The 20,588-nt window shown below is 39.0% G+C and carries 17 protein-coding genes; 5 read left to right on the top strand and 12 right to left on the bottom strand.

Translation table 11 applies throughout. The features are described 5' to 3' along the window. The first annotated feature begins 168 nt into the window (after window positions 1-168). On the top strand, window positions 169-882 hold the full coding sequence (locus H5180_RS03150; RefSeq protein WP_145233481.1) for a YebC/PmpR family DNA-binding transcriptional regulator: 714 nt from the start codon (window positions 169-171) through the stop codon (window positions 880-882). Window positions 883-970: 88 nt separating this feature from the next. After that, window positions 971-2,245 (top strand): leucine-rich repeat-containing protein kinase family protein, encoded by a 1,275-nt coding sequence (locus tag H5180_RS03145; protein ID WP_182757656.1) that lies wholly within the window; start codon window positions 971-973, stop codon window positions 2,243-2,245. 198 nt (window positions 2,246-2,443) lie between these two features. Here H5180_RS03145 and H5180_RS03140 read toward each other — a convergent pair whose 3' ends face one another. The 7 genes from H5180_RS03140 to glk form a co-directional block, all read right to left on the bottom strand. Continuing rightward, the gene (locus H5180_RS03140) at window positions 2,444-4,198 is read right to left on the bottom strand and encodes a hypothetical protein (RefSeq protein WP_182757655.1); all 1,755 of its coding nucleotides are present in this window, start codon (window positions 4,196-4,198) and stop codon (window positions 2,444-2,446) included. Between the two features lie 187 nt (window positions 4,199-4,385). Next, window positions 4,386-5,510, bottom strand: coding sequence for a sterol desaturase family protein (locus tag H5180_RS03135; protein WP_182757654.1), 1,125 nt, complete (start codon window positions 5,508-5,510; stop codon window positions 4,386-4,388). Window positions 5,511-5,789: 279 nt separating this feature from the next. Further along, window positions 5,790-6,794: a type I glyceraldehyde-3-phosphate dehydrogenase gene (gene gap, locus H5180_RS03130; protein WP_182757653.1), complete on the bottom strand. Its 1,005-nt coding sequence runs from the start codon at window positions 6,792-6,794 to the stop codon at window positions 5,790-5,792. Between the two features lie 18 nt (window positions 6,795-6,812). Continuing rightward, window positions 6,813-7,433: a bifunctional 4-hydroxy-2-oxoglutarate aldolase/2-dehydro-3-deoxy-phosphogluconate aldolase gene (gene eda, locus H5180_RS03125; protein ID WP_145233470.1), complete on the bottom strand. Its 621-nt coding sequence runs from the start codon at window positions 7,431-7,433 to the stop codon at window positions 6,813-6,815. Window positions 7,434-7,465: 32 nt separating this feature from the next. Then, a complete protein-coding gene (gene edd, locus H5180_RS03120; protein ID WP_182757652.1) occupies window positions 7,466-9,316 on the bottom strand; it encodes a phosphogluconate dehydratase in 1,851 nt (616 codons plus the stop codon). A 480-nt stretch (window positions 9,317-9,796) separates the two neighbouring features. After that, window positions 9,797-10,810, bottom strand: coding sequence for a LacI family DNA-binding transcriptional regulator (locus H5180_RS03115; RefSeq protein WP_145233466.1), 1,014 nt, complete (start codon window positions 10,808-10,810; stop codon window positions 9,797-9,799). 35 nt (window positions 10,811-10,845) lie between these two features. Beyond that, window positions 10,846-11,844: a glucokinase gene (gene glk / locus H5180_RS03110; protein WP_145233464.1), complete on the bottom strand. Its 999-nt coding sequence runs from the start codon at window positions 11,842-11,844 to the stop codon at window positions 10,846-10,848. Window positions 11,845-12,183: 339 nt separating this feature from the next. Here glk and H5180_RS03105 point away from each other — a divergent pair, with 339 nt between their 5' ends. Both H5180_RS03105 and H5180_RS03100 read left to right on the top strand, forming a co-directional pair. Further along, window positions 12,184-13,200: a LacI family DNA-binding transcriptional regulator gene (locus H5180_RS03105; protein WP_182757651.1), complete on the top strand. Its 1,017-nt coding sequence runs from the start codon at window positions 12,184-12,186 to the stop codon at window positions 13,198-13,200. 224 nt (window positions 13,201-13,424) lie between these two features. Next, window positions 13,425-14,057, top strand: a complete 633-nt coding sequence (locus H5180_RS03100) for a trimeric intracellular cation channel family protein (RefSeq protein ID WP_145233460.1) — start codon at window positions 13,425-13,427, stop codon at window positions 14,055-14,057. A gap of 100 nt (window positions 14,058-14,157) precedes the next feature. On the opposite strand, the gene H5180_RS03095 is transcribed toward H5180_RS03100, so the two are convergent. From H5180_RS03095 to H5180_RS03075, 5 genes are all read right to left on the bottom strand, one after another. Continuing rightward, window positions 14,158-14,808 (bottom strand): membrane protein insertase YidC, encoded by a 651-nt coding sequence (locus H5180_RS03095; RefSeq protein ID WP_182735209.1) that lies wholly within the window; start codon window positions 14,806-14,808, stop codon window positions 14,158-14,160. Window positions 14,809-15,391: 583 nt separating this feature from the next. Continuing rightward, window positions 15,392-16,246: a CPBP family intramembrane glutamic endopeptidase gene (locus H5180_RS03090; RefSeq protein WP_182757650.1), complete on the bottom strand. Its 855-nt coding sequence runs from the start codon at window positions 16,244-16,246 to the stop codon at window positions 15,392-15,394. Between the two features lie 340 nt (window positions 16,247-16,586). Beyond that, window positions 16,587-16,907, bottom strand: coding sequence for a DUF2834 domain-containing protein (locus tag H5180_RS03085; protein ID WP_145233452.1), 321 nt, complete (start codon window positions 16,905-16,907; stop codon window positions 16,587-16,589). A gap of 837 nt (window positions 16,908-17,744) precedes the next feature. Further along, entirely contained in the window at window positions 17,745-18,320 is a 576-nt protein-coding gene (locus H5180_RS03080; protein ID WP_182735207.1) for a hypothetical protein, read from the bottom strand. A gap of 506 nt (window positions 18,321-18,826) precedes the next feature. Then, window positions 18,827-19,831, bottom strand: coding sequence for a transposase (locus H5180_RS03075; protein ID WP_259399528.1), 1,005 nt, complete (start codon window positions 19,829-19,831; stop codon window positions 18,827-18,829). A gap of 101 nt (window positions 19,832-19,932) precedes the next feature. Here H5180_RS03075 and H5180_RS03070 point away from each other — a divergent pair. Next, on the top strand, window positions 19,933-20,588 hold a 656-nt coding region (locus tag H5180_RS03070), incomplete at its 3' end, for an IS1595 family transposase (RefSeq protein WP_182757649.1).

Genomic DNA, 20,588 nt, shown 5'->3' with positions numbered 1-20,588 from the left:
ATTTCGATTGAAAATATAACCCGCAACTGCGGGTTATATTTTTTGTGCTGCTTGCTCACTCAAAGCAACTTTAATTCCCACTGAATTCTGTATTTCCAAGCGAGTTGGGTATAGAATACGGCACTACAAAATTTATACTTTTAAAAACATATTTAAGGCGAAACGCAGATGGGAAGAGCTTACCAAAACAAAAAAGATTCAATGGCTAAGACTGCGGGTGCTAAAACTAAAGTTTACTCAAAGTACGGTAAAGAAATTTATATTTGCGCAAAAAATGGTGGTATTGATCCCGATGGCAACCTATCGCTACGTCGTTTAATTGAACGCGCTAAAAAAGATCAAGTACCAGCACACGTAATTGACCGCGCAATTGATAAAGCCAAAGGCGGCGGCGGTGAAGACTACTCAGCAACTCGTTACGAAGGCTATGGCCCTGGTAACTGCATGATCATTGTTGATTGCTTAACTGACAACAACAAACGTACCTTTGCTGATGTACGTGTATGTTTTACTAAAGCAAACGCTAAAATTGGTGCACAAAACTCGGTATCTCACCTATTTGATCATTTGGCTATTTTTGTATTTGATGGCGATGATGACGAAGCCGTGCTTGAAGCACTAATGATGGCTGACGTTGATGTTACTGACGTAGAAGTTGAAGCCGGCAAAGTCACTGTTTTTGCTCCGCATACTGAGTACAACAACACCCGTACCGCACTTGAAGAAATGGGCGTTACTGAGTTTGATGAAGATTTGATCTCTTTTGTGCCGCAAGTTGAAGCACCAATTGCAGGCGAAGACGTAGAAGTAATGGAACGCTTTTTAGCGATGCTTGAAGATTGTGACGACGTACAAAACGTGTATCACAACGCACAATTTTAATTTTATTGACTAAAATTATGACTAAGGCCAACTTGATTGGCCTTTTTATTTTCTTATTGTTAAACCCCTAAATAAATGGATTTGTATTTTGAATACCGTTGAACAGCTTCGTAGTGGTAAATTAGCTGGCACTAAACGTTTACAGCTAGTTGAAGAGCTAACCACATTCCCAGACGAAATTTTTACCCTTGCAGATACCCTCGAAGTACTCGATTTATCAAATAATAACTTATCTGATTTGCCCGACGAATTTGCTAGTTTAACTAAATTAAAGCGGGTGTTTTTATCATTCAATCAGTTCCAGCATATTCCTGCTGTATTGGCAAAATGCCCTTCCCTTATTATGATTGCATTTAAAGGCAATAAAATCAGTGAATTTGCCGAGCATAGTTTGCCGCTTTCGACACAATGGTTAATTTTAACTGACAACCATATTGAACAATTGCCAGACTCTTTTGGTGAACTTACGCAACTGCGTAAACTTGCCCTTGCTGGTAATCGACTAACGACTTTGCCACACAGCATGCAGCAGTGCCAAGCGCTTGAACTCGTGCGTTTATCTGCGAATAACTTAACTGATGTTAATGACTGGCTGTTTGAATTACCAAAACTCAGTTGGCTGGCTTTTGCAGGCAATGACTTTAATAAAGCACAAAGTTTACAACAAGTTCAATTAGCAGCCATACAACTAAACGAGTTTTCACTTGTTGAAAAAATTGGTGAAGGTGCGTCTGGGATTATTCACTTAGCACAGTGGCAGCACAATAATGTGGCGTTAAAACTGTTTAAAGGCGCGATCACCAGTGATGGCTATCCACTTGATGAAGTAAACTGTTGCTTGCAAGCGGGCGAACATAAAAACCTAATAAACGTTCTCGCCTATATCGATAACCCAGAGCAACTTGGTCTGGTTATGGAGCTTATCAGCAAGGACTATCAAAACCTCGGCTTACCGCCGTCACTTGATACTTGCACCCGCGATACCTTTTTTGAGCATACACAGTTTACTGCTCACGCCATTAAACACATAGCTAAGCAAATGGTCAGCACCCTTGCCCACTTACATATCAACAACGTAAGTCATGGCGATGTATATGCGCACAACACCATGATAAACGATGAATACACAGTATTGTTTGGTGACTTTGGCGCAGCAACTAACTTAGACTCTCTGACCGACTATCAGCGCCAACAAATGCAGCGTATTGAAGTCAGAGCGATTGGCTGCTTAATTGATGATTTACTGAGCGTGTGTTCTGAAGTTACGAGCGATGCAACACAGCTAAGAAAACTTGCTCAACAATGTATGAATGCAGATATGAGCCAACGACCAACTCTTAAAGCACTAATAGAAAAACTATAACTTTTATGCGCGACTCTACCTCTGAGTTGTGCTTTACCGCCTTGCTTTGCTACATAGCTATAAAATAAAACTGAATATAAATAAGCCTTGGTCTACTTATATGGCTTTCGTGTCTGGTATGCTTTTATAATATCAGTAACTTTACTGAGCTTTGGTCAAACTAATTCACCCAAAGCTCAGTTGGTTAATAAAATAGCGTTAATCAAGCGTTATTGTAATGACTTCGTTGGCAAATTCGCTATACACCACAAGGTGTTTTTCAGAAATAGTCTCAAAATGAAAGTCTTTCATTGAATAACTTTCCCATGACACATCAGCTTTGATCAAATACTCTTTATCCGCTGATAGGGCCCACAGTTGCCCCGTAGATTGATTAGATGACGCATCACCTACATAAACCAATAAATAGCCTTGTTCACTCACAATAGGAGTTATTTTTTTAGTATTACTTCGTGCATAACTCGCAATTGTGCGCCATGTTTCATTATAAACTCTGATCGGTTGAGTGGTATTTAACCGTGATTGCAACTGCAATTCTGACTGCTCTGTACCAGCCTTACGTAAATATTTAAGCACGGCATATTTTATCGATGCTGTCTCAACAAAATCACCCGCTAGTAAAGTATCTAAGTCGCCGCCAATCCAATCAGGAGTTATTTGTCTTAACGCGGTTAAATCGAATGCAGTACTTGTCTCTACTTGTTCTCGTGTGAATTTAAACTGTTCAATGCCACTGTCTTGGTTTGTAAATAAGAACTGGTTATTACCATTTTGCCAAATAGTAGCATTGCGTACATTATTCAATGAAAACACAGCGTCATCGCGCGCACTTGGTATAACGTCCATTACATTTATAAGCAACTGCTCATCAGTACCAAAACCTAGACCAAATGTGATGTCATCATATTCAAAAAATGGTGTATGACTAAATGTACTGATCTGCTTACTCAATACAGTTCTCCCTCGGATCTGAGCATTTATGATCTGTATATACGATTTTGATGAAACCTCATTATTATCTTCAAGCGCTAGATAAAGGTCTTGATTATTTGCAATAAATTCACTTTTCAAAACCCCATCGTTGATTAGGTTAGATACTGCTTTCCATTTACCACTTTGCCAACTATAAACACCATCAGGAAAAGACGTTAACGCAAATAGTTTACCGCCTGAAATAGCTAGACTTGAAGCGTTAATATCATGGATTTTATAATTACCTAATTGGCCATTATCAAAAGAAGCAGAGTGTAATTTGTATTGCGTAGAGGCGCCTTCAGTAATAAACCAAACTTGCTCATCAAACCATAAATATTCAGATTCAATTAACCGCTCTTTGTCGGGGTTATCAAACAATAATTGCTTTTCTTGTTCACTAAACACCAAATACAATTTACGTTTTTCATACACCACAGTATAAGGACGGCAAGCTACTTTAAACTTAAGATTAGAGGAGTCATCAACTTCACAAATCTGTGGCCCGCCAAGCGCTGTAATTTCAGGCTCAATCATTGTAAGTGGTGGAACCGAGACTGGAGAGTCTTTTAACTGAATACTTTGCTCGCCATAACGAATAGTTACAGGGTATGAATAAGGGGTTGTTTGTGCAAAACTCGCCTGAGAAGATACACATTTAACAGCAAGGCTATAATTCAACGTTGTTGTATTGCTCAGCTGTGTGTCGCACGTGATACTTTCTGGTATAGCTAATAAGGTTGGTTGTACAAATGTTTTTGACGTTGCGCTCAGTTCAATAACCTTGTCTGCAGTAAGCTTCGCTTTGTTATCCATCCATGACACTTCAAGTCCTGCGGCAACACCATTGGCTGTTATTTTGAGCGTAAACGTTTGCTCTGAAATAGCAGGTGGCTTTGTGTCTTGACTGTCTCCAGAAGAGCCACCGCATCCACTTGCGGCTAAAATAGATAAGCTCACTAAAAATGATTTAAATTGCAAAATAGAATCCTTGTGTTTAATTAGTTTCAAAAAAGTCGCTAGTAATACATATTCCTTCAGTTATCAATTATTACTACTAGTACCTTTTTTAGCAATATATTTTTTGGTTATTATCTGTCCATACCAATACTCGATAAAATATGACTACTATCGAAAACACTAAATTGAAAGGATTCCCATATCGCGACTATTTTTGCTTTTTAAACGGAAACAGCTGCTGTTTTAACATCCCAGTTGGTACATAGTCCCCGACTACGCCATAAGCTTCTGGCCATTCTTGTTGGCCTTTTACGGCTGTGCCAAAAACATAATCTAACAATGAAAAGTGCGCAGCATAATTACGGTCAATGGCCGCTTTATCTGAAGAGTGATGCCAATGATGAAACTGTGGCGTAACCAATAAATATTTCAACCAACCAAATTTCACCCGTACATTGGCATGGTTAAATACCGCCTGAAAACCCACGATTATCACATATAAGCTGATCACTTGTTGCGAAAAACCCAGCACGAAAATAGGCGTAAGTACTAAACTGCGCGTCACTAAAATCTCTAAAATGTGCTGGCGAGAGCCTGCAAGCCAGTCCATTTCTTTTGCACTGTGATGAATACCATGAAAACGCCATAAATAAGGCACTTCATGATAAGCGCGGTGTACAAAGTACTGCATCAAATCAGCGACTAAAATAATTAACAGGACTTGCAATATAAAAGGTAATTGACTGATGTAGCCCTGCACAGTGCTTGACACTGCCCAACCAAAACCATAGTGCACAAAGTGATTAGTCACTAAGAACACAAACCCAATAATCAAATGGTTAACAAAAAAGTGGTTTAGATCACCGCGCCATTCACTGCGTAATATCTTTTGTTCTTTGCGGTGCGGTAACAGCTTTTCAATGAGAATAAATATTAAGGTTGAACCCAATAAATCTAATATAAACCAGTCTAGGCCTATATAGGGTGTGTTATCAGCAAAATCATTCACCTCAACATTAGGGCCGCCAAACGCAATGGCCAGCACAATAAAAAACCACGCAGTTGCACCTAAACGTTTATTTTTGTTACGTACAAAGTTAAGTAATCCCAAACTACCGGCCACGATAAGCGCACCAAACATCAGTTGACGTAAAAATTCTACACTGTAGCTCTTTCTCAGTTCCGGTGTGGTTAAATATTCTGGAAAATGAAAGGCGAGCACGCCTAAACAAGACAGCATCGCTAAAAAGCAGCCGATATAACCGCTAATATTACCTTCACCTATTTGTAGGTGGTTAGTACGGAACAGGTGAGTTTTTAGAGTATTTTTCATTAGTAATTCCTTTTATACCAATCGTGTTAAGTTACTAACCATTTATAGCGACAGATAAATACAGTGATAACAAGGCGTAAATTTTGACATGTAGTTGTTCTACATGAAAATCATAACGCAGATAGCGCTTTATTTAGCTCGCTAGCATGGTTAAATATTTAAGTCGATTGGTATTAAAACAGCTCGCAGAATACCATATCTACAGCCCAGCGCTAGACACAAAAAAGCCGCGATAGTCGCGGCTTGGTTGGATAAAGCTAAATTTTTACGTAGTACTTATTACAAGTACTGACCTAACGCTTTAACTTGGTCTAACATACGGTTTGAGAAACCCCATTCGTTATCGTACCAAGCCATCACTTTAACTAGTTTGCCATCAGCTTTCGTTTGCGTAGAATCAAAGATTGACGACGCTGGGTTATGGTTAAAGTCAATAGAAACAAGCGGTAGATCGTTGTATTGTAAAATATCTTTCATGGAACCAACAGATGCTGCTTTCATGATTTCATTGATTTCTGTAGCAGTTGTTTCACGCTTTGTAATAAACGTAAAATCAACCAATGATACGTTGATTGTAGGTACACGAACTGACATACCATCAAGTTTACCAGCAAGCTCAGGTAACACTAAACCAACCGCTTTAGCAGCACCAGTTTTAGTTGGGATCATTGACTGCGTTGCACTTCGCGCTCGATACAGATCAGGATGATAAACGTCTGACAAGTTTTGGTCATTAGTGTAAGCATGGATTGTCGTCATGCTACCTTGCTCAATACCGACTGTATCGTTAATTGCTTTGGCAATTGGTGCTAAACAGTTAGTTGTACATGAAGCATTAGAAATAATGTTGCTATCTGCAGTGATCACATCACTGTTTACACCGTGAACAACAGTTGCATCTAAATCAGTACCAGGGGCTGAAACGATTACTTTTTTCGCGCCCGCTGTAATATGTTTTGCAGCATCTTCACGCTTAGTGAAAAAACCCGTACATTCTAAAACGATATCAACGTTTAATGCTTTCCATGGTAGGTTAGCTGGATCGCGTTCTTGGGTAAGAGTAATAACGTCGTCGCCAATCAGCATGGTGTTATCAGCAAGCGTTACTTTATGAGAAAATTGCCCATGCACTGAATCATATTGTGTTAAATGTGCATTAACATTAGCGGGTGCTAAGTCGTTAATTGCGACAATTTTAATTTCATTATTTTGTGCAGACTCATAAAGCGCGCGTAGAACATTGCGACCGATACGGCCATAGCCATTAATTGCTACATTAATCATTTCAAAACTCCACTTAAATTATTTAACTTCACTTGCTTGGCGAGCAAGCGCTTCAATGGCTTGCCAGTCTTTATTTTCAATTAGTTGTTTATCTAGCATCCAGGTACCACCAACACAAATAACATTGCTAAGTGCTAAGTAACTTGGTGCTGTTGCTAGGCTAATGCCACCGGTTGGACAAAATGTTACTTGTGGTAATGGCCCACCAATCGATTTAAGCATTGCTGTTCCACCTGCAGCTTCTGCTGGAAAGAACTTTAAAAACTTAAATCCGTGACTGGCTAATTTCATCACTTCACTTGGCGTTGCGGCGCCCGGTAGAAATGGAATATCAGTGCCTTTTGCCAGTGCTAAAAGTTCATCATTTACGCCTGGGCTCACCATAAAATCAGCACCTGCGGCAACTGATGCATCAAAGCTTGCTTTATCTACCACAGTCCCGGTGCCAACATAGGCTTCTGGTACTTCGGCTTTCATTAGCTTTACAGCTTCTGCAGCAATCGGTGTACGCAGTGTAATTTCAAGTGCTTTTAGACCGCCGTTATATAGCGCTCTTGCTAGTGGCGCTGCATCTTCTAAATTATCAATTACCACCACTGGCACTACCGGTGCCGATGATAATATTTTTTCTATGCTCATAGTGTGTTCCTCATACCCAGTTTGGCGAATTATTATTCTATTCCAAAGGCGCTAGCGCCCATGTCTGCGCTACTTACGATATTTCTAAATCCGGTGAACAACTCTCGGCCCGTACCAAACGTTAAGCTAGGTACGCTAAGTTGTAATTCACGTTGTGCTAATTCTTCATCACTTACATGTACTCTTAAGATACCTGCTGGTGCATCAAGAGTAATTAAATCACCTTCCTGAATCTTAGCAATAATGCCGCCTTCAACAGCCTCTGGTGCTAAGTGGATTGCCGCTGGCACTTTACCTGATGCGCCTGACATACGACCATCAGTTACGATCGCTACTTTGTAACCTTCATCTTGCAAGGTTGCCATTACTGGCGTGAGCTTATGCAGCTCTGGCATGCCTTTGGCTTTTGGACCTTGCTCTTTCAGTACAGCAATAAAGTCTTGGTTTAGCTCACCGCGTGTATAGGCTTCTTGTAATGCACTTTGTGAAGCAAAAACTTTTGCTGGTGCTGTAACAACTTGATGTTCAACTGCAACCGCAGACACTTTGATCACGGCTTTACCTAAGTTACCAGTTAGTAACTGTAAGCCACCTTGTTTACTGAATGGGTTGTCAATTGGACGAAGCACATCTTCGTCTAATGAATTCTCTGGACACGGTACCCATTTAACTTTGCTTGGGCCTGTTGCGCTCGTCATGATCAGGTTACTGTCAGTATCTAAACGTGGTTCTTGGGTATACGCCTCGAGACCTTCGCCAACAATGGTTTTAACGTCATTGTGCAAGAACCCTGCACCAACGAGTTCTCTCATAAGGAAACCCATGCCGCCGGCTGCTTGGAAATGATTTACATCAGCAGAACCATTTGGATAAATACGTGTTAGCAGTGGCACCACTTCTGATAAATCCGACATATCTTTCCATGTCAGCTCAACGCCTGCCGCTTTGGCAATTGCCACTAAGTGAATTGCATGATTCGTAGAGCCACCCGTTGCTAACAAACCAACTAAACCATTAATAATGGTTTTTTCAGTTACAACATCCGCTAAGCAATTAGCATCTTTACTTTGAATCAATTGTTTAAGCATGGTTTCTACCGCATTACCGGTTAAACCATCACGCAATTCTGTATATGGATTGATGAACGAGCTACCAGGAAGGTGCAAGCCCATAATTTCCATCAACATTTGGTTACTGTTTGCAGTACCGTAAAACGTACAAGTACCCGCGCTGTGATAAGACGCACTCTCCGCTTCTAAAAGCTCATCACGGCTTACTAAGCCTTGAGCAAACTTTTGACGAATACGGGCTTTTTCTTTATTTGGAATGCCTGACTGCATCGGGCCTGCTGGCAAAAAGTACACCGGTAGATGACCAAATGATAAAGCACCAATTAATAGACCAGGGACAATTTTGTCACACACACCTAAGCAAAATACGCCATCAAACACATCGTGTGATAATGAAATAGCTGTCGACATCGCAATTACATCACGAGAAAAAAGTGATAACTCCATGCCATCACGGCCCTGAGTTACGCCATCACACATGGCTGGCACGCCGCCTGCAACTTGAGCTGTGGCATCGTACTTTGTAGCAATGTCTTTAATTAAATCTGGATAATCTTTGTATGGCACGTGCGCAGATAGCATATCGTTATATGAATTGATAATCGCTAAGTTTGGTTGCTCATCAGCTTTTAAACGTGCTTTATCATCACTGCTACACGCAGCCATAACATGGGCGATATTGCCACAACCTAAACCAGAACGAACTCTTGTTTGTTTTTTTGCATGATTGATGCGTTCTAAATAGGCTTGGCGAGTAGCTTTACTGCGTTCAATGACGCGTTCGGTGACTTCTTGAATACGAGGATGTAACATAAAATTCGACTCATCTCTAAGGTTAGAGGATAAAGGCTCAGTGGCAAGTGCATACTCCACGAATGAACTTGCACTGAGCATCTTTGATTTACCCGTTCAAAGGTATACGTTGGCAGGTTGTCTCTCACAATCAACCTGACACCGGTGTCACTGTATTAACGCATGACTGTGACACCGGTGTCAACCCTATCCTATAAATTTAGTTTAAATATTTTAAATGACCAAATAATGAACGAAAATAATTTTTCATAAGGGGATCTAGCTTGGTCGCTAAATTGTGTTGCTGGAGTGCTAGAAAATGTGAGGAGTTTTTACTTTAATTTATTGATTATAATATCTTTTTATAATCTAAATGATATCAATCGTAAGTACCTATGAGCGGATAAAAAAACCCAGATAGCAACAACATGCAGACTACTTTGTTAAGCAAAAAAATGCCCGAGTAAGCGTCACTCAAACTCGGGCAACTGTGAAAAGCCTTTATCTAACTTGTGCGGTAGACTCGCGTGTGATTAATCGCGCTTCAAGCGTAACCTGATACGGTTGCTCTTGCGGATCACCAATATGCTCAATCAATTTAGTAACCGCTTGTTTAGTCATTTCTTCAACCGGTTGCGCTATGGTAGTAAGACCAGGCCAAATATGACGAGCGATTGGCGCATTATCAAACCCCGCGATAGAAATATCATCGGGTACTTTAAATTGACGTTGTGTTGCCAATTTTAATACCGCCGCAGCCATGTAATCATTTGATGCAAATACCGCGGTTGGACGTGGGGTTAAGTCTAAAATGCTGCGCGCACTATCGACCCCAGAATGATAACTAAAGTTACCCTCTTCAACCAAACGTTCATTAAATTCAATGCCGTGCGTACTAAGTGCTCTGCGATAACCTTTGAAACGCTGCTCAGTGGCACTGTGATCTGGGTGGCCTTTAATAAACGCGATCGCTTTATGACCAAGCTTAATTAAGTGCTCAGTGATCTCAAATGCGCCCTGCTCATCATTACTGCGTACTGAAATTGAATCGTCTTCAAGCACTGCTGATGCAACTCGTGCATACGGAATTTTTTTACTTTTGAGAAAATCGACTAATACCTTAAAATCTGAAAATGGCGGCGTCAATACCAAGCCATCAAGACGAGAAGATTGTAGTAAATGCTCAATATTACTGATCAACGCATCACCACGTAAATCACATGGGTGGATTAACAAGTTATAGTTGTTTTCTTGACACGCAGCAAGCGCACCGGTTTGCACTCGGGTGATATAACTTTTACTCGGGTTATCGTAAATGCAACCAATAATAAAACTACGATTTTGCGCCAAACCGCGGGCGATCGGGTTAGGAGTGTAATCTAGCTCTTTAAAAACCTTAAGAACTTTTTCACGGGTTGCATCACTAACATTAGGTTCATTATTTAAAACCCGAGACACGGTTTTTTTAGAGACCCCAGCATAACTTGCGACACTATTTATTGTAACTTTCTTCATCCAACCTTCCCAATAACACCCCTATGAGCGATGTATTATGACTGCTCATTGACGTGCAAACATGCAGCAGCACCAATAAGTGGAATATTATCTTGTGTGACTAACGTCACTGGTATTTGGCTCACATACTGCGACATGATCCCTTTAGCACCAAAACGCTCAACAAAACGACTAGCAAGTAAACGAGCTTGCATACGCGGTAAAATACCGCCACCAATATACACACCACCTAACGCACCAAATGCCAGTGCTAAATCGCCTGCGACACTGCCAATCCAATCACAAAATTGATTTAACGTAGCATCGCAAATTGCACATTCACCACTATTTGCTAATTCGCTAATTTGTGCAGCGGTTAAATTCTTAGCATCGACACCTTTTACAGCTGCCATGGCTTGATACAAATGAGCAATACCCGGCCCTGAAAATACTGTTTCGACCGATACATGTGGCAATAGCTTACGTAACTCGATGATCAGCTGAGTATCTAATTCACTCACTGACGCCAACGTTATATGCCCACCTTCACAACTCAAAACAGCACGTGATTGGCTAGTACGTACTAAACACGCCGCACCAAAACCAGTGCCCGGACCCATGACTGCAATATTTGCATCAGTATCGGCTTGTCCTGCTTTAACTGCAATGTTTTGTTGTGGATCTAAATAAGGTGCTGCATAGGCAAACGCAGCAAAATCGTTGATCACTTCCAGTTGAGCTAAATTAAACTCAGCTTTTACTTGTTCGACACTAAAGTGCCAACCTAAATTAGTTAAATGTACTTGGCCTGCTTTTATCGGTCCAGCCACGGCTAGACACGCGCGTCGAGGTTGAATATGACTAACTTGAGATAAATAATGCGTTATTGCCGCTTCCAATGAACCAAAATTGGCACTGGGGAAAATGATATTATGCTCAATAACGAATTGTTTTTCTTGTAGGTTAAAAGCAGTAATTAAAGCAAAACGGGCATTAGTGCCGCCGATGTCGGCCACTAAGATAGGATCGAATTCTGAATTTGGCTTGGAGTTCATCGTGTTTTCTCTTTTGTCTAAGCGGTTTATATACTTAGCTATAACCGTGCTTATTATTTTAATTTCAATGGTCTTGCTATCGCTATGAGATAAACTTTGAGCTATCACCTCAAAGTAGTTACTCTAGTATAAAAAATGCTGCCCAACTAAATGGGCAGCCAATACGTTTTGACAACAAAATGATAAAACACCCGCATTATGACACCGGTGTCAGGGTTGAATCAATAAAAATTTTAAATTACTGATAAATTACTGATAAATAGCTTGTAAAAATCAGCAAATAAACGAGAATGACACGAGTTATTTGCACTTTAGTTAATTGAAATAGTTAGGTTGTGTATGAAAGGTAAAGCTACATCGTTTGACATTGCACACTATGCAGGGGTATCACAATCCACTGTCTCGCGCGCCTTGCGCAACAGTCCATTGGTTAATGAAGAAACCCGCAAACGTGTTTTTGAGGTAGCCAAACAGCTTAACTACAAAGTAGATAAAAATGCGAGTAACCTTCGAACTCAACAAAGTAGTACATTGGCTTTGTTACTGTTTGAAGATCCCACAGCAGATGAATCACAAATCAATCCGTTCTTTTTAGCGATGCTGGGCAGCATAACGCGTGCTTGCGCAAAAGAAGGGTATGACTTATTGGTATCGTTTCAATCTGCAAGCTCAGATTGGCAAGCGGACTACGAAGACAGTCACCGTGCTGATGGTATTATTTTATTAGGTTATGGCGATTACATTGATTTTCAGCCTAAGTTTAATACCTTGCTTGAACAAAACACCAAATTTGTATGCTGGGGAGCGACGGTAGATAATCGTGCCGATTTAACAATTAGCTGTGATAACTATGGCGGCGGCCAACTTGCTGCTACGCATTTAATTTCCCAAAACCGCACAGACTGCGCGTTTATTGGTGATGCATCTGATCATAGCCCTGAATTTTTTGCCCGTTTTAATGGCTTTAAAGACAAGTTAAAACAACATGCTATTACCTTAAGCGAGCGAAAAATAGCGAATGCGATTTCGACCGAAGAGTCTGGTTATCATGCCACACGTTCGCTTATTGCCAACAATATTACCTTTAATGCCCTTTTCGCAGCTAGCGATCTGATTGCTATAGGTGCAATACGCGCCTTAAAAGAAGCCAATATTAACGTGCCAAAAGATGTAGCCGTGATAGGTTTTGATAATATTTCGATTGCCAGCTATGTAAACCCGCCACTCACAACCATAGAGCAAAACACCACAATTGCAGGACAAATGTTAGTTGAAAACTTACTAAAACTAATTCGTGGTGAACAAGTGCAAAGCACCCTACTAACGCCACGATTAATTGCACGAGGTTCCAGCTAACTACATATATTTTATTACATTATTTACGGTCTTTTGTCCTTATTTTTTTATAATTACACGCTAGGTAAACGTGCTATTAACAGCCAATTCACACGTTAATTTCACATTAGTTTTTTTTATCTGAAACTGAGCATTTTTAGTGTAATTTCTCACTCGTCTTTTTATTACTTTCTCTCTACAATCGCACTTTTATTTTTGCTCTTAAAAATTCAAGTGAATATCTTATGCTATTAACTATTGTTTATATTATTGGTATTACAGCCGAAGCCATGACCGGTGCGCTGAGTGCTGGGCGCAGAAACATGGATTGGTTTGGGGTTATGTTAGTAGCCAGTGCCACTGCAATTGGTGGTGGCAGCGTACGCGATATTTTACTTGGCAATTACCCTTTAACTTGGGTAAAACATCCAGAATATTTATTGATCACCTGCGTTGCCGGTATTATTACAACTTGGCTTGCAAAATGGGTGGTTAAATTTAAAGGCATTTTTATGCGTTTAGATGCCCTTGGGCTTGCCGCATTTAGTATTATTGGCTGCCAAGTAGGGCTTAATATGGGTTTGCACTATGGTATTTGTGTAGTCGCTGCTATTGTTACCGGCGTATTTGGTGGATTATTACGTGATTTAATTTGTCGCCAAGCGCCGCTAGTATTACATCATGAGCTTTACGCCAGCGTAGCACTGATTGTAGCTTGTTTATATCTAGCACTACACCACTACAACATTGATGACAACATCAGCGTTATTACAAGCCTAGTTGTAGGGTATTTAATACGCATGGCATCGGTACGCTTCAAATGGCGCTTACCGACGTTTAGTTTATTAGAACCAGCTAATTTGAAAAATGAACAGTAAAGGCAGTCGTTTATTAACCCCTGCTCATAAGCTTTTCAATAGTCCAATTACTTTTTAGGCTATTGAAACAGCCAAAAAATATTATTTTCATACGTTAAAACTAAATAGTTTTACCGGCTGTTTTATTTTGAAAGTAATTATTGAGTAATAAAGATTGCAATAAACTTGTACCACTTGATGTTGCCCAATATAAACCAATAGCAGAGGGGAAGTTTATTAAGGTAATAACACAAATCACAGCTGGAATAATAAATAATAAGGTACTGGTTTGCTCAGCAGTTCCAGGCATCATCGCCATAGAAAAATAAGTGATCACACCCACCAACAATGAAAGTGCAATATCGGGTTTTGCTATGCTCGCAATCCACGCAAACTTACTATTAAACACGATTTGTTGAAGAGCTTGAAACGTACCAAAGCCAAATAAACCTTGACCTGCCATATTTAACACACTCTTTTTATCAATAAATTTAATGTTGTGCTTTTTATAGAGCGCCATTGTAGATTTAGCTATTGCACTGGGTTGATCTTTATATTTGTTTTTTATTTCATCAAGCTCAGGCTTTAATACAGCTATCGCCTTTTTGTTACTAACGGTTTTGGCCATCGCTAACAAGTTAATCGGCATTAAAACTAAGCGACCAATTAGTGTAAATAAAATAATAGCTAAAGCTTGGCTTAGCCCGACTTCTTGAGTAAAAAAGGCGATAGACTGCACGATAAAGTTCGTAAAAAAATTCCAAAGTTCCATTTAAACTTCCCTTTCAGTTTGATGTATTAAAAGTAAACACCTCGACATATTATGTCAAGCAGTTTATTAATGTCCATTATCGCGCTGATGGATCTTTTTTAATGATATTTACCAAATAAGGCTATTTTTTATCATGATAAAGACATTTAAACGTTTCTTACTTATGAGCTATATCGAGTTTCTAAAGCTGAGCAAATAACCTCAAGTAAGCGAAGATTGGGAGCTAGTTTAACTCTCGATCACTTATTGCTAACTAATATTTGCACAATAAATTCAAGTAAATTATTCACTGCAGGGAAGATTAACGAATTTTGTATTAAGATCGTTTTCTACCTCAACCCAGTACTTAACTTCTATATTTAACACAGCCTTTGAAACTAATTTCTCCTTAAAAATCATGGGCATGTTGTGAATCTGCTTTTAAGTAGATGACATTTCCTTTAGTAAGCCCAGAGGCGGATAAGCAGTAGTCGTAGTAATAAATAGCAATGTTTTCTGTGATGCACAGAACAAATTCTTTAGTTATTTCACATAAAATCATGAACCTAAATGACACCATCAGTACTTGATAGCATATAGTTATTTAATAAGAGGGTGTTGCAAGCATAGGGTAAGTAAATAAGAAAAAGTGAAACACATTAACGAACCAATGGCATAAAATAGCCCACTCTAAACGCTGAGTTTTATAAAAAATGTATCCATAGCCAAAACCTGCAACAGCTGCCACTAGCATGTAACTAGCTCCAGCTGAAAAGTGTGCGAGTGAAAATAAACCAGTAGTGACCACAGGCGCTAGTAATGCAAACCGAGCCGAGATTATCACTTTCGAAAGCTTAGTTTGTATTATCCCTCTAAATAACGCCTCTTCTGCAACGCAGGTAAAAAATAGATTAATTGCTATAAATAAAAACCAAAATTCGGGTACTTTAGGCGCAAACTCCATAAGGCCCAATATTAAAGCAGTGATGAGTGCAGCTAAAATCGTGATAGCAATAATCAAAAGTGGATGCCCTACCATTATTGGTTTTAGCGTTTTATTTTTTGTAAAAAAATAAGCGCTCAGCATCAAACCCGCTAATGCTTTATCGAAATTAGCATACAGGGTAAATGTAATCGCATTGCTAGTAAGCTGTTCATTAACAACAATAGGCTGGTTATTAAAACCGGGGAACCAATGTAAGGCTAAACCAAGTGAGGCTATTACAAATAAAGGCGTTAAGATACTGCGTATTAACGCAGAGGTTGCAGATACCGAAAAGTGCAATAAGCCTAAATAAAACACAATAACAATAACTGCGTATAAGTTTATATATTCCTGATAATAGGCAGTTATAACACTTAGCAGCAGTAAGTATTGCCAAATTGGTTGGCGTAAAATTACTATCTTACAAAATGGAAAAACGCATAAAATAGATAGCGCTAGGAAACAAAAAGCCATGAATGTGTAATCTTATGTTTTAGATTTTAAAAAGGCTTTTTACTTTAATTAACGCCTTTTACAGATCCGACCAGCAGCATGGCATTTATAAAAGTAAAAAAGTTCTATCCGCTTTTTGCATTTAATATCAATGATACAAAGCACTATAAATGGCATTAGTATCGAAATAAATAACACCATTGAAGTACCAATAGCGCTAAAAATAGGGCTACCACCAGTAACTACGTCCCATTGCTTACATCTGGAAAATTATGGCGATTTTAAATTCAGTACCAATAAGTAATAAAATATAAAAACCGCCAGATACTTGAAGATAACTATTAACGCCATAACTTATTTGTTAGGGCTGTGATTCAAGGGACTGCTTTTCTTTGAGGTAAAGATAAAGTGGAAGCCCAAACGACACACCCACAAACAACGTGCCCAGCACAGCAAAATATCGATATGTCACTTTATTTCTGCGACCATCGACAATGATAAAAACCAACAAAACAACGGCAGACACTACAACATCAAGCCAAGCAAATACGCTGATAGAATTTGTCACCGCATCATTAAACAAGAGACCAAGATCTAAGCCATTTGTAACTACCCAAGGAACAAATGCGCCATAGGGCAATAAAATGCCTAATAAAGTAAGTACTAGATAAAACCTAACCATTTCACCATCCTTGCAACTATTTTTAGTAAGCCATAATCAATCTGTAGAATAACTCGTATTTAATTTATTTTTATTGATAGTTTAACCATAGGCGAGTTCCTATTTTGATTCAATCGGTTACTTCGATTTACGTAAAATATAAAAGGTTGTCATTGCCTCATTGACAGTCTATTTTGACCATGATTTTATCTAACAAGTTAACCGTAGGTTTAGAATAATATTTATTACGGAAGATGAACCATCCACTGCACTTCCTGTTAATTAAAAGCGCATCATAGATGTTGTTGGGCTAGGGATTAGAAAGCTCAGGCTAACCGATTATCTGCTCTTTTCTGGAGCGGAGGTAAAGACTATATTTATCACTACTTTTTTGTCTGCTTTACTTATATTTGAAATATCAAACGGTTCCTATACTTAAATAGCTTTTAACGCTTCTTTTTCTAGCTATTTTTAGCCTGTAGAACACACAACTTAGAAAAATTTAGATAACCATTATCTTCAAGGTTTATATGTACCTGCACTTTTTGACCAAAACAAGTTTCGCAAACAAATAAATGTGATTCAATTATACTCTTATTCTTACTAGCCCAATTTGGAACATCAGATTTCTCGTTAAAATCCACAACCTTTCTAGTTGAGAACTTCCTCCAGGTAGTTAATGCTTCATGGTTGAAGCACAGCCTATCATGAGCAAAACAAGATATAGTTTGATTAGATGTTTCATAATTCGCTAGAGCATATATCAAGCCAATTACTTGATTTAAATTTGACCGTCACGGTATGAGGACGGCCAAAAAAACTCTAATGTCTAATGACAGTAGTTAAGATCAATATATGCTATATTTTTGTGACTAGCTCTGTTTTTACAGGAGCAATTAACTCTTTAAATTTAGGGTGTGTAATTAAATCGCGAATCAAAAGCTGAACAGCAGGTGAAAATTCTTGAGCAACTTGTTGACAGGCTTTATCTGCGACCCAATTGGTTGAAAACTCATGTCTGGTCGATATTTTCACAGCGTTATCATTGTTTGATGATGCCGTAAGTTCAAACATCCATTTCCCATTGCCTATATTGGAGTTGAAGTCTATTTCAGTAAAATGTCCATTTAAAATAATCTCCGATTGCTCTTCGTATACACCTGCAACTTTCAACTCTGAAACAAATGCACTGTGAATGTAACTTTCAAAAGACTCTTTATTAGGAGTCTCAACTGAGCCAGCTCCTCTACATGATATGCCACTTTGTCCTGGCTTTACTGATGTAAATGGCTTAACAGCAACTTGTACACCCTTATAATTTTTAAGTGTCTCTATATTTTCAAACGATGCGCCATATTTTGAGGCATGGAAAGAACAACCTGAAATATATATAGCAGTAATCCCTATAATCATTATTTTTATTGTTTTATGCATTCTACCTTCCCTTTTTGTATTTAAAAAATTCAGTTTACGACCAAATTAAATAAAAAATATAACGAGCCTATAGAATTACTCGTTTTAAATTTATTTTTATTGATGTACCGACCATAGCTGAGTTCCTATTTTGATTCAATCAGTTACTGCTATTTCACGTAAAATAAAGAGGACTTAGCTATGTTTTAATTGTTTTTTGCAAGGTGTTAGAGTGACGTCTTTGAGTGGATAAGCACTTCCCTTTCTTAATGTATCGTGTTTTGCAGTGTTTCTAGAATAAAAAGTAGAATAAAAAGAGAATAAAAAGGACAGACACATATTTTGTGTCAGAAAATTTAGCACCTCTTCCGTTGTGGGTAACCGTATCATTATTTTTTTGCACACTGTTAGTTACAAAACTGAGAATTCAGTGGCTTGGAAGGAGTTTTAGGCAAATAAAGGCAAAGCTAGGTCATCACTTTATTTAATATCGTGTTTTTTAAACAAACCAATAAAAATGCAACTGTTCAACCTGCGCCTTTGTACCATTTTACATCGTTGCTGGCGGCTTGCTGCTTTAACCGTTGTTTGCTGCCTGCAAAATTTGAGTACTGCTGCCTGAAACGTTGAATTGATTCAAGCCATTGCGCTTCTTCTATATTCAACGTCAGGAGCACTTTTGGTATGCTTTTGTTGATATGCCCTTTTTTCTTTGGATCTATCTGGCGGCCACTCCAGTCGACTAATTCAATGTAATCCAGTAAGGCAAAGGGGATCGTGCCTTTAATATGATTACCACCAAATTGCTTTAGCTGTGCTGGTTGACTTTCATGTTGAACAGTATCTTTTTGTTTGAGGGGTTTATTTGCTTTGACCGTGTCTGTGGTAAAGGCTTTGAAATGCGCTATACGCTCTTGAATTGAGGTAAAATCACTGTCTTCAAGCGTATCGGCTATGTTTGCTCTGATAGGATTCAAATCAACGTAGGCCATGCAACTGAGTACTGCGGTTTGATCTAATAATGCCTGTGACTTATAGCGCCCTTCCCAGTACTTGCCCGTGCAGTTATCTTCCTTATTGGCCTCGCGGGCAATGTACTCATTAAGGTTTTTCATATACCAGCTGATGTCATAAAGCCTTGCGCGCCATTTAGCGATGATCTCATCAAAAAAGAGCACACTCGCCTTATCTAGCTGCTCACCATTTAAGTAACGATCAACTAAAACATGGCCGTTATAAAGTTGATACCAGCGTTCAATTACTTCATCATCAGACCAATCAAGTGCTTGACGTCTATTGACGTTCACAACAAGGTGGTAGTGATTGCTCATTATCGCGTAGGCAGCTATCTCTATAGCGAAAACGCTACTTAGTAACTTAATTCGCTCTACTAACCACACTCTACGGTGATCAAAGTTTTTACCTGTGTATTTATCATCACCACACAAAAACGCTCGCCTAACGCATCGTGAAATTAAGTGATAATAAGATGTGGACGCTAAATCAATAAGCTTTTTTCTTGCCCGGGTCATACATAGCAACTCCTGTTAAACTGTATATAAAAGGCTATGTTGTCTTTCGGTGTTGGTGAACTATAGTTAATGTACTGAAACCCAACAACGGCAGGTGCAATATGGCTTCCAAGCAGTTTCAAAATATACTACATCACATTACCAACTTAAATTACGCTCAACTTAAAAAGCTTCGCCACGAAGTTGAATCAAATATTGCCACTAACCAAGTAGGTCAAGCTATTGCCGACCATGAGGAATCAATATCTCATTGCCCCCATTGTGATTCACATAATCTAAATCGTTGGGGAATGACAAAGCAAGGAATTCAGCGCTTTAAGTGCAAATCATGCAACAAAACATTTAATGCACTTGCAGACTCACCACTTTACCGAATGAAAAAGGCTGAGAAGTGGATCGAATATACCAAATTAATGTTGGAAGGCGTATCCCTTAGAAAATCAGCTAAAGCTTTGGATATAACACTTAGAACGTCATTTCGTTGGCGACATATGTTTATTAAAGCCCCTGCCAGCTTTAATCCTTCAGTACTAACGGGTGTTATTGAAGCTGATGAAACATCTTTACCAGAATCTTTTAAAGGTAAGAGGGCTATTAACCGTAAGTCACGTAAACGTGGCGGTGGAAAAATCGAAAAAGTTCCTATTTTCATTGCTCTTGATCGTAGTGGTGCTATATCTCACAAGGTTTTAGAACGAAATACAAAAGAAAATATTCAAGCACAATTGAAGCCTTTATTATCATCAGGCTCAGTGCT

Origin of the sequence: Pseudoalteromonas sp. SR41-4 (assembly GCF_014163985.1) — a bacterium.
Taxonomy (GTDB): domain Bacteria; phylum Pseudomonadota; class Gammaproteobacteria; order Enterobacterales; family Alteromonadaceae; genus Pseudoalteromonas; species Pseudoalteromonas rhizosphaerae.
Note: the sequence above shows the minus strand (reverse complement) of the source record. Positions and strands in the feature narration are given on the sequence as shown.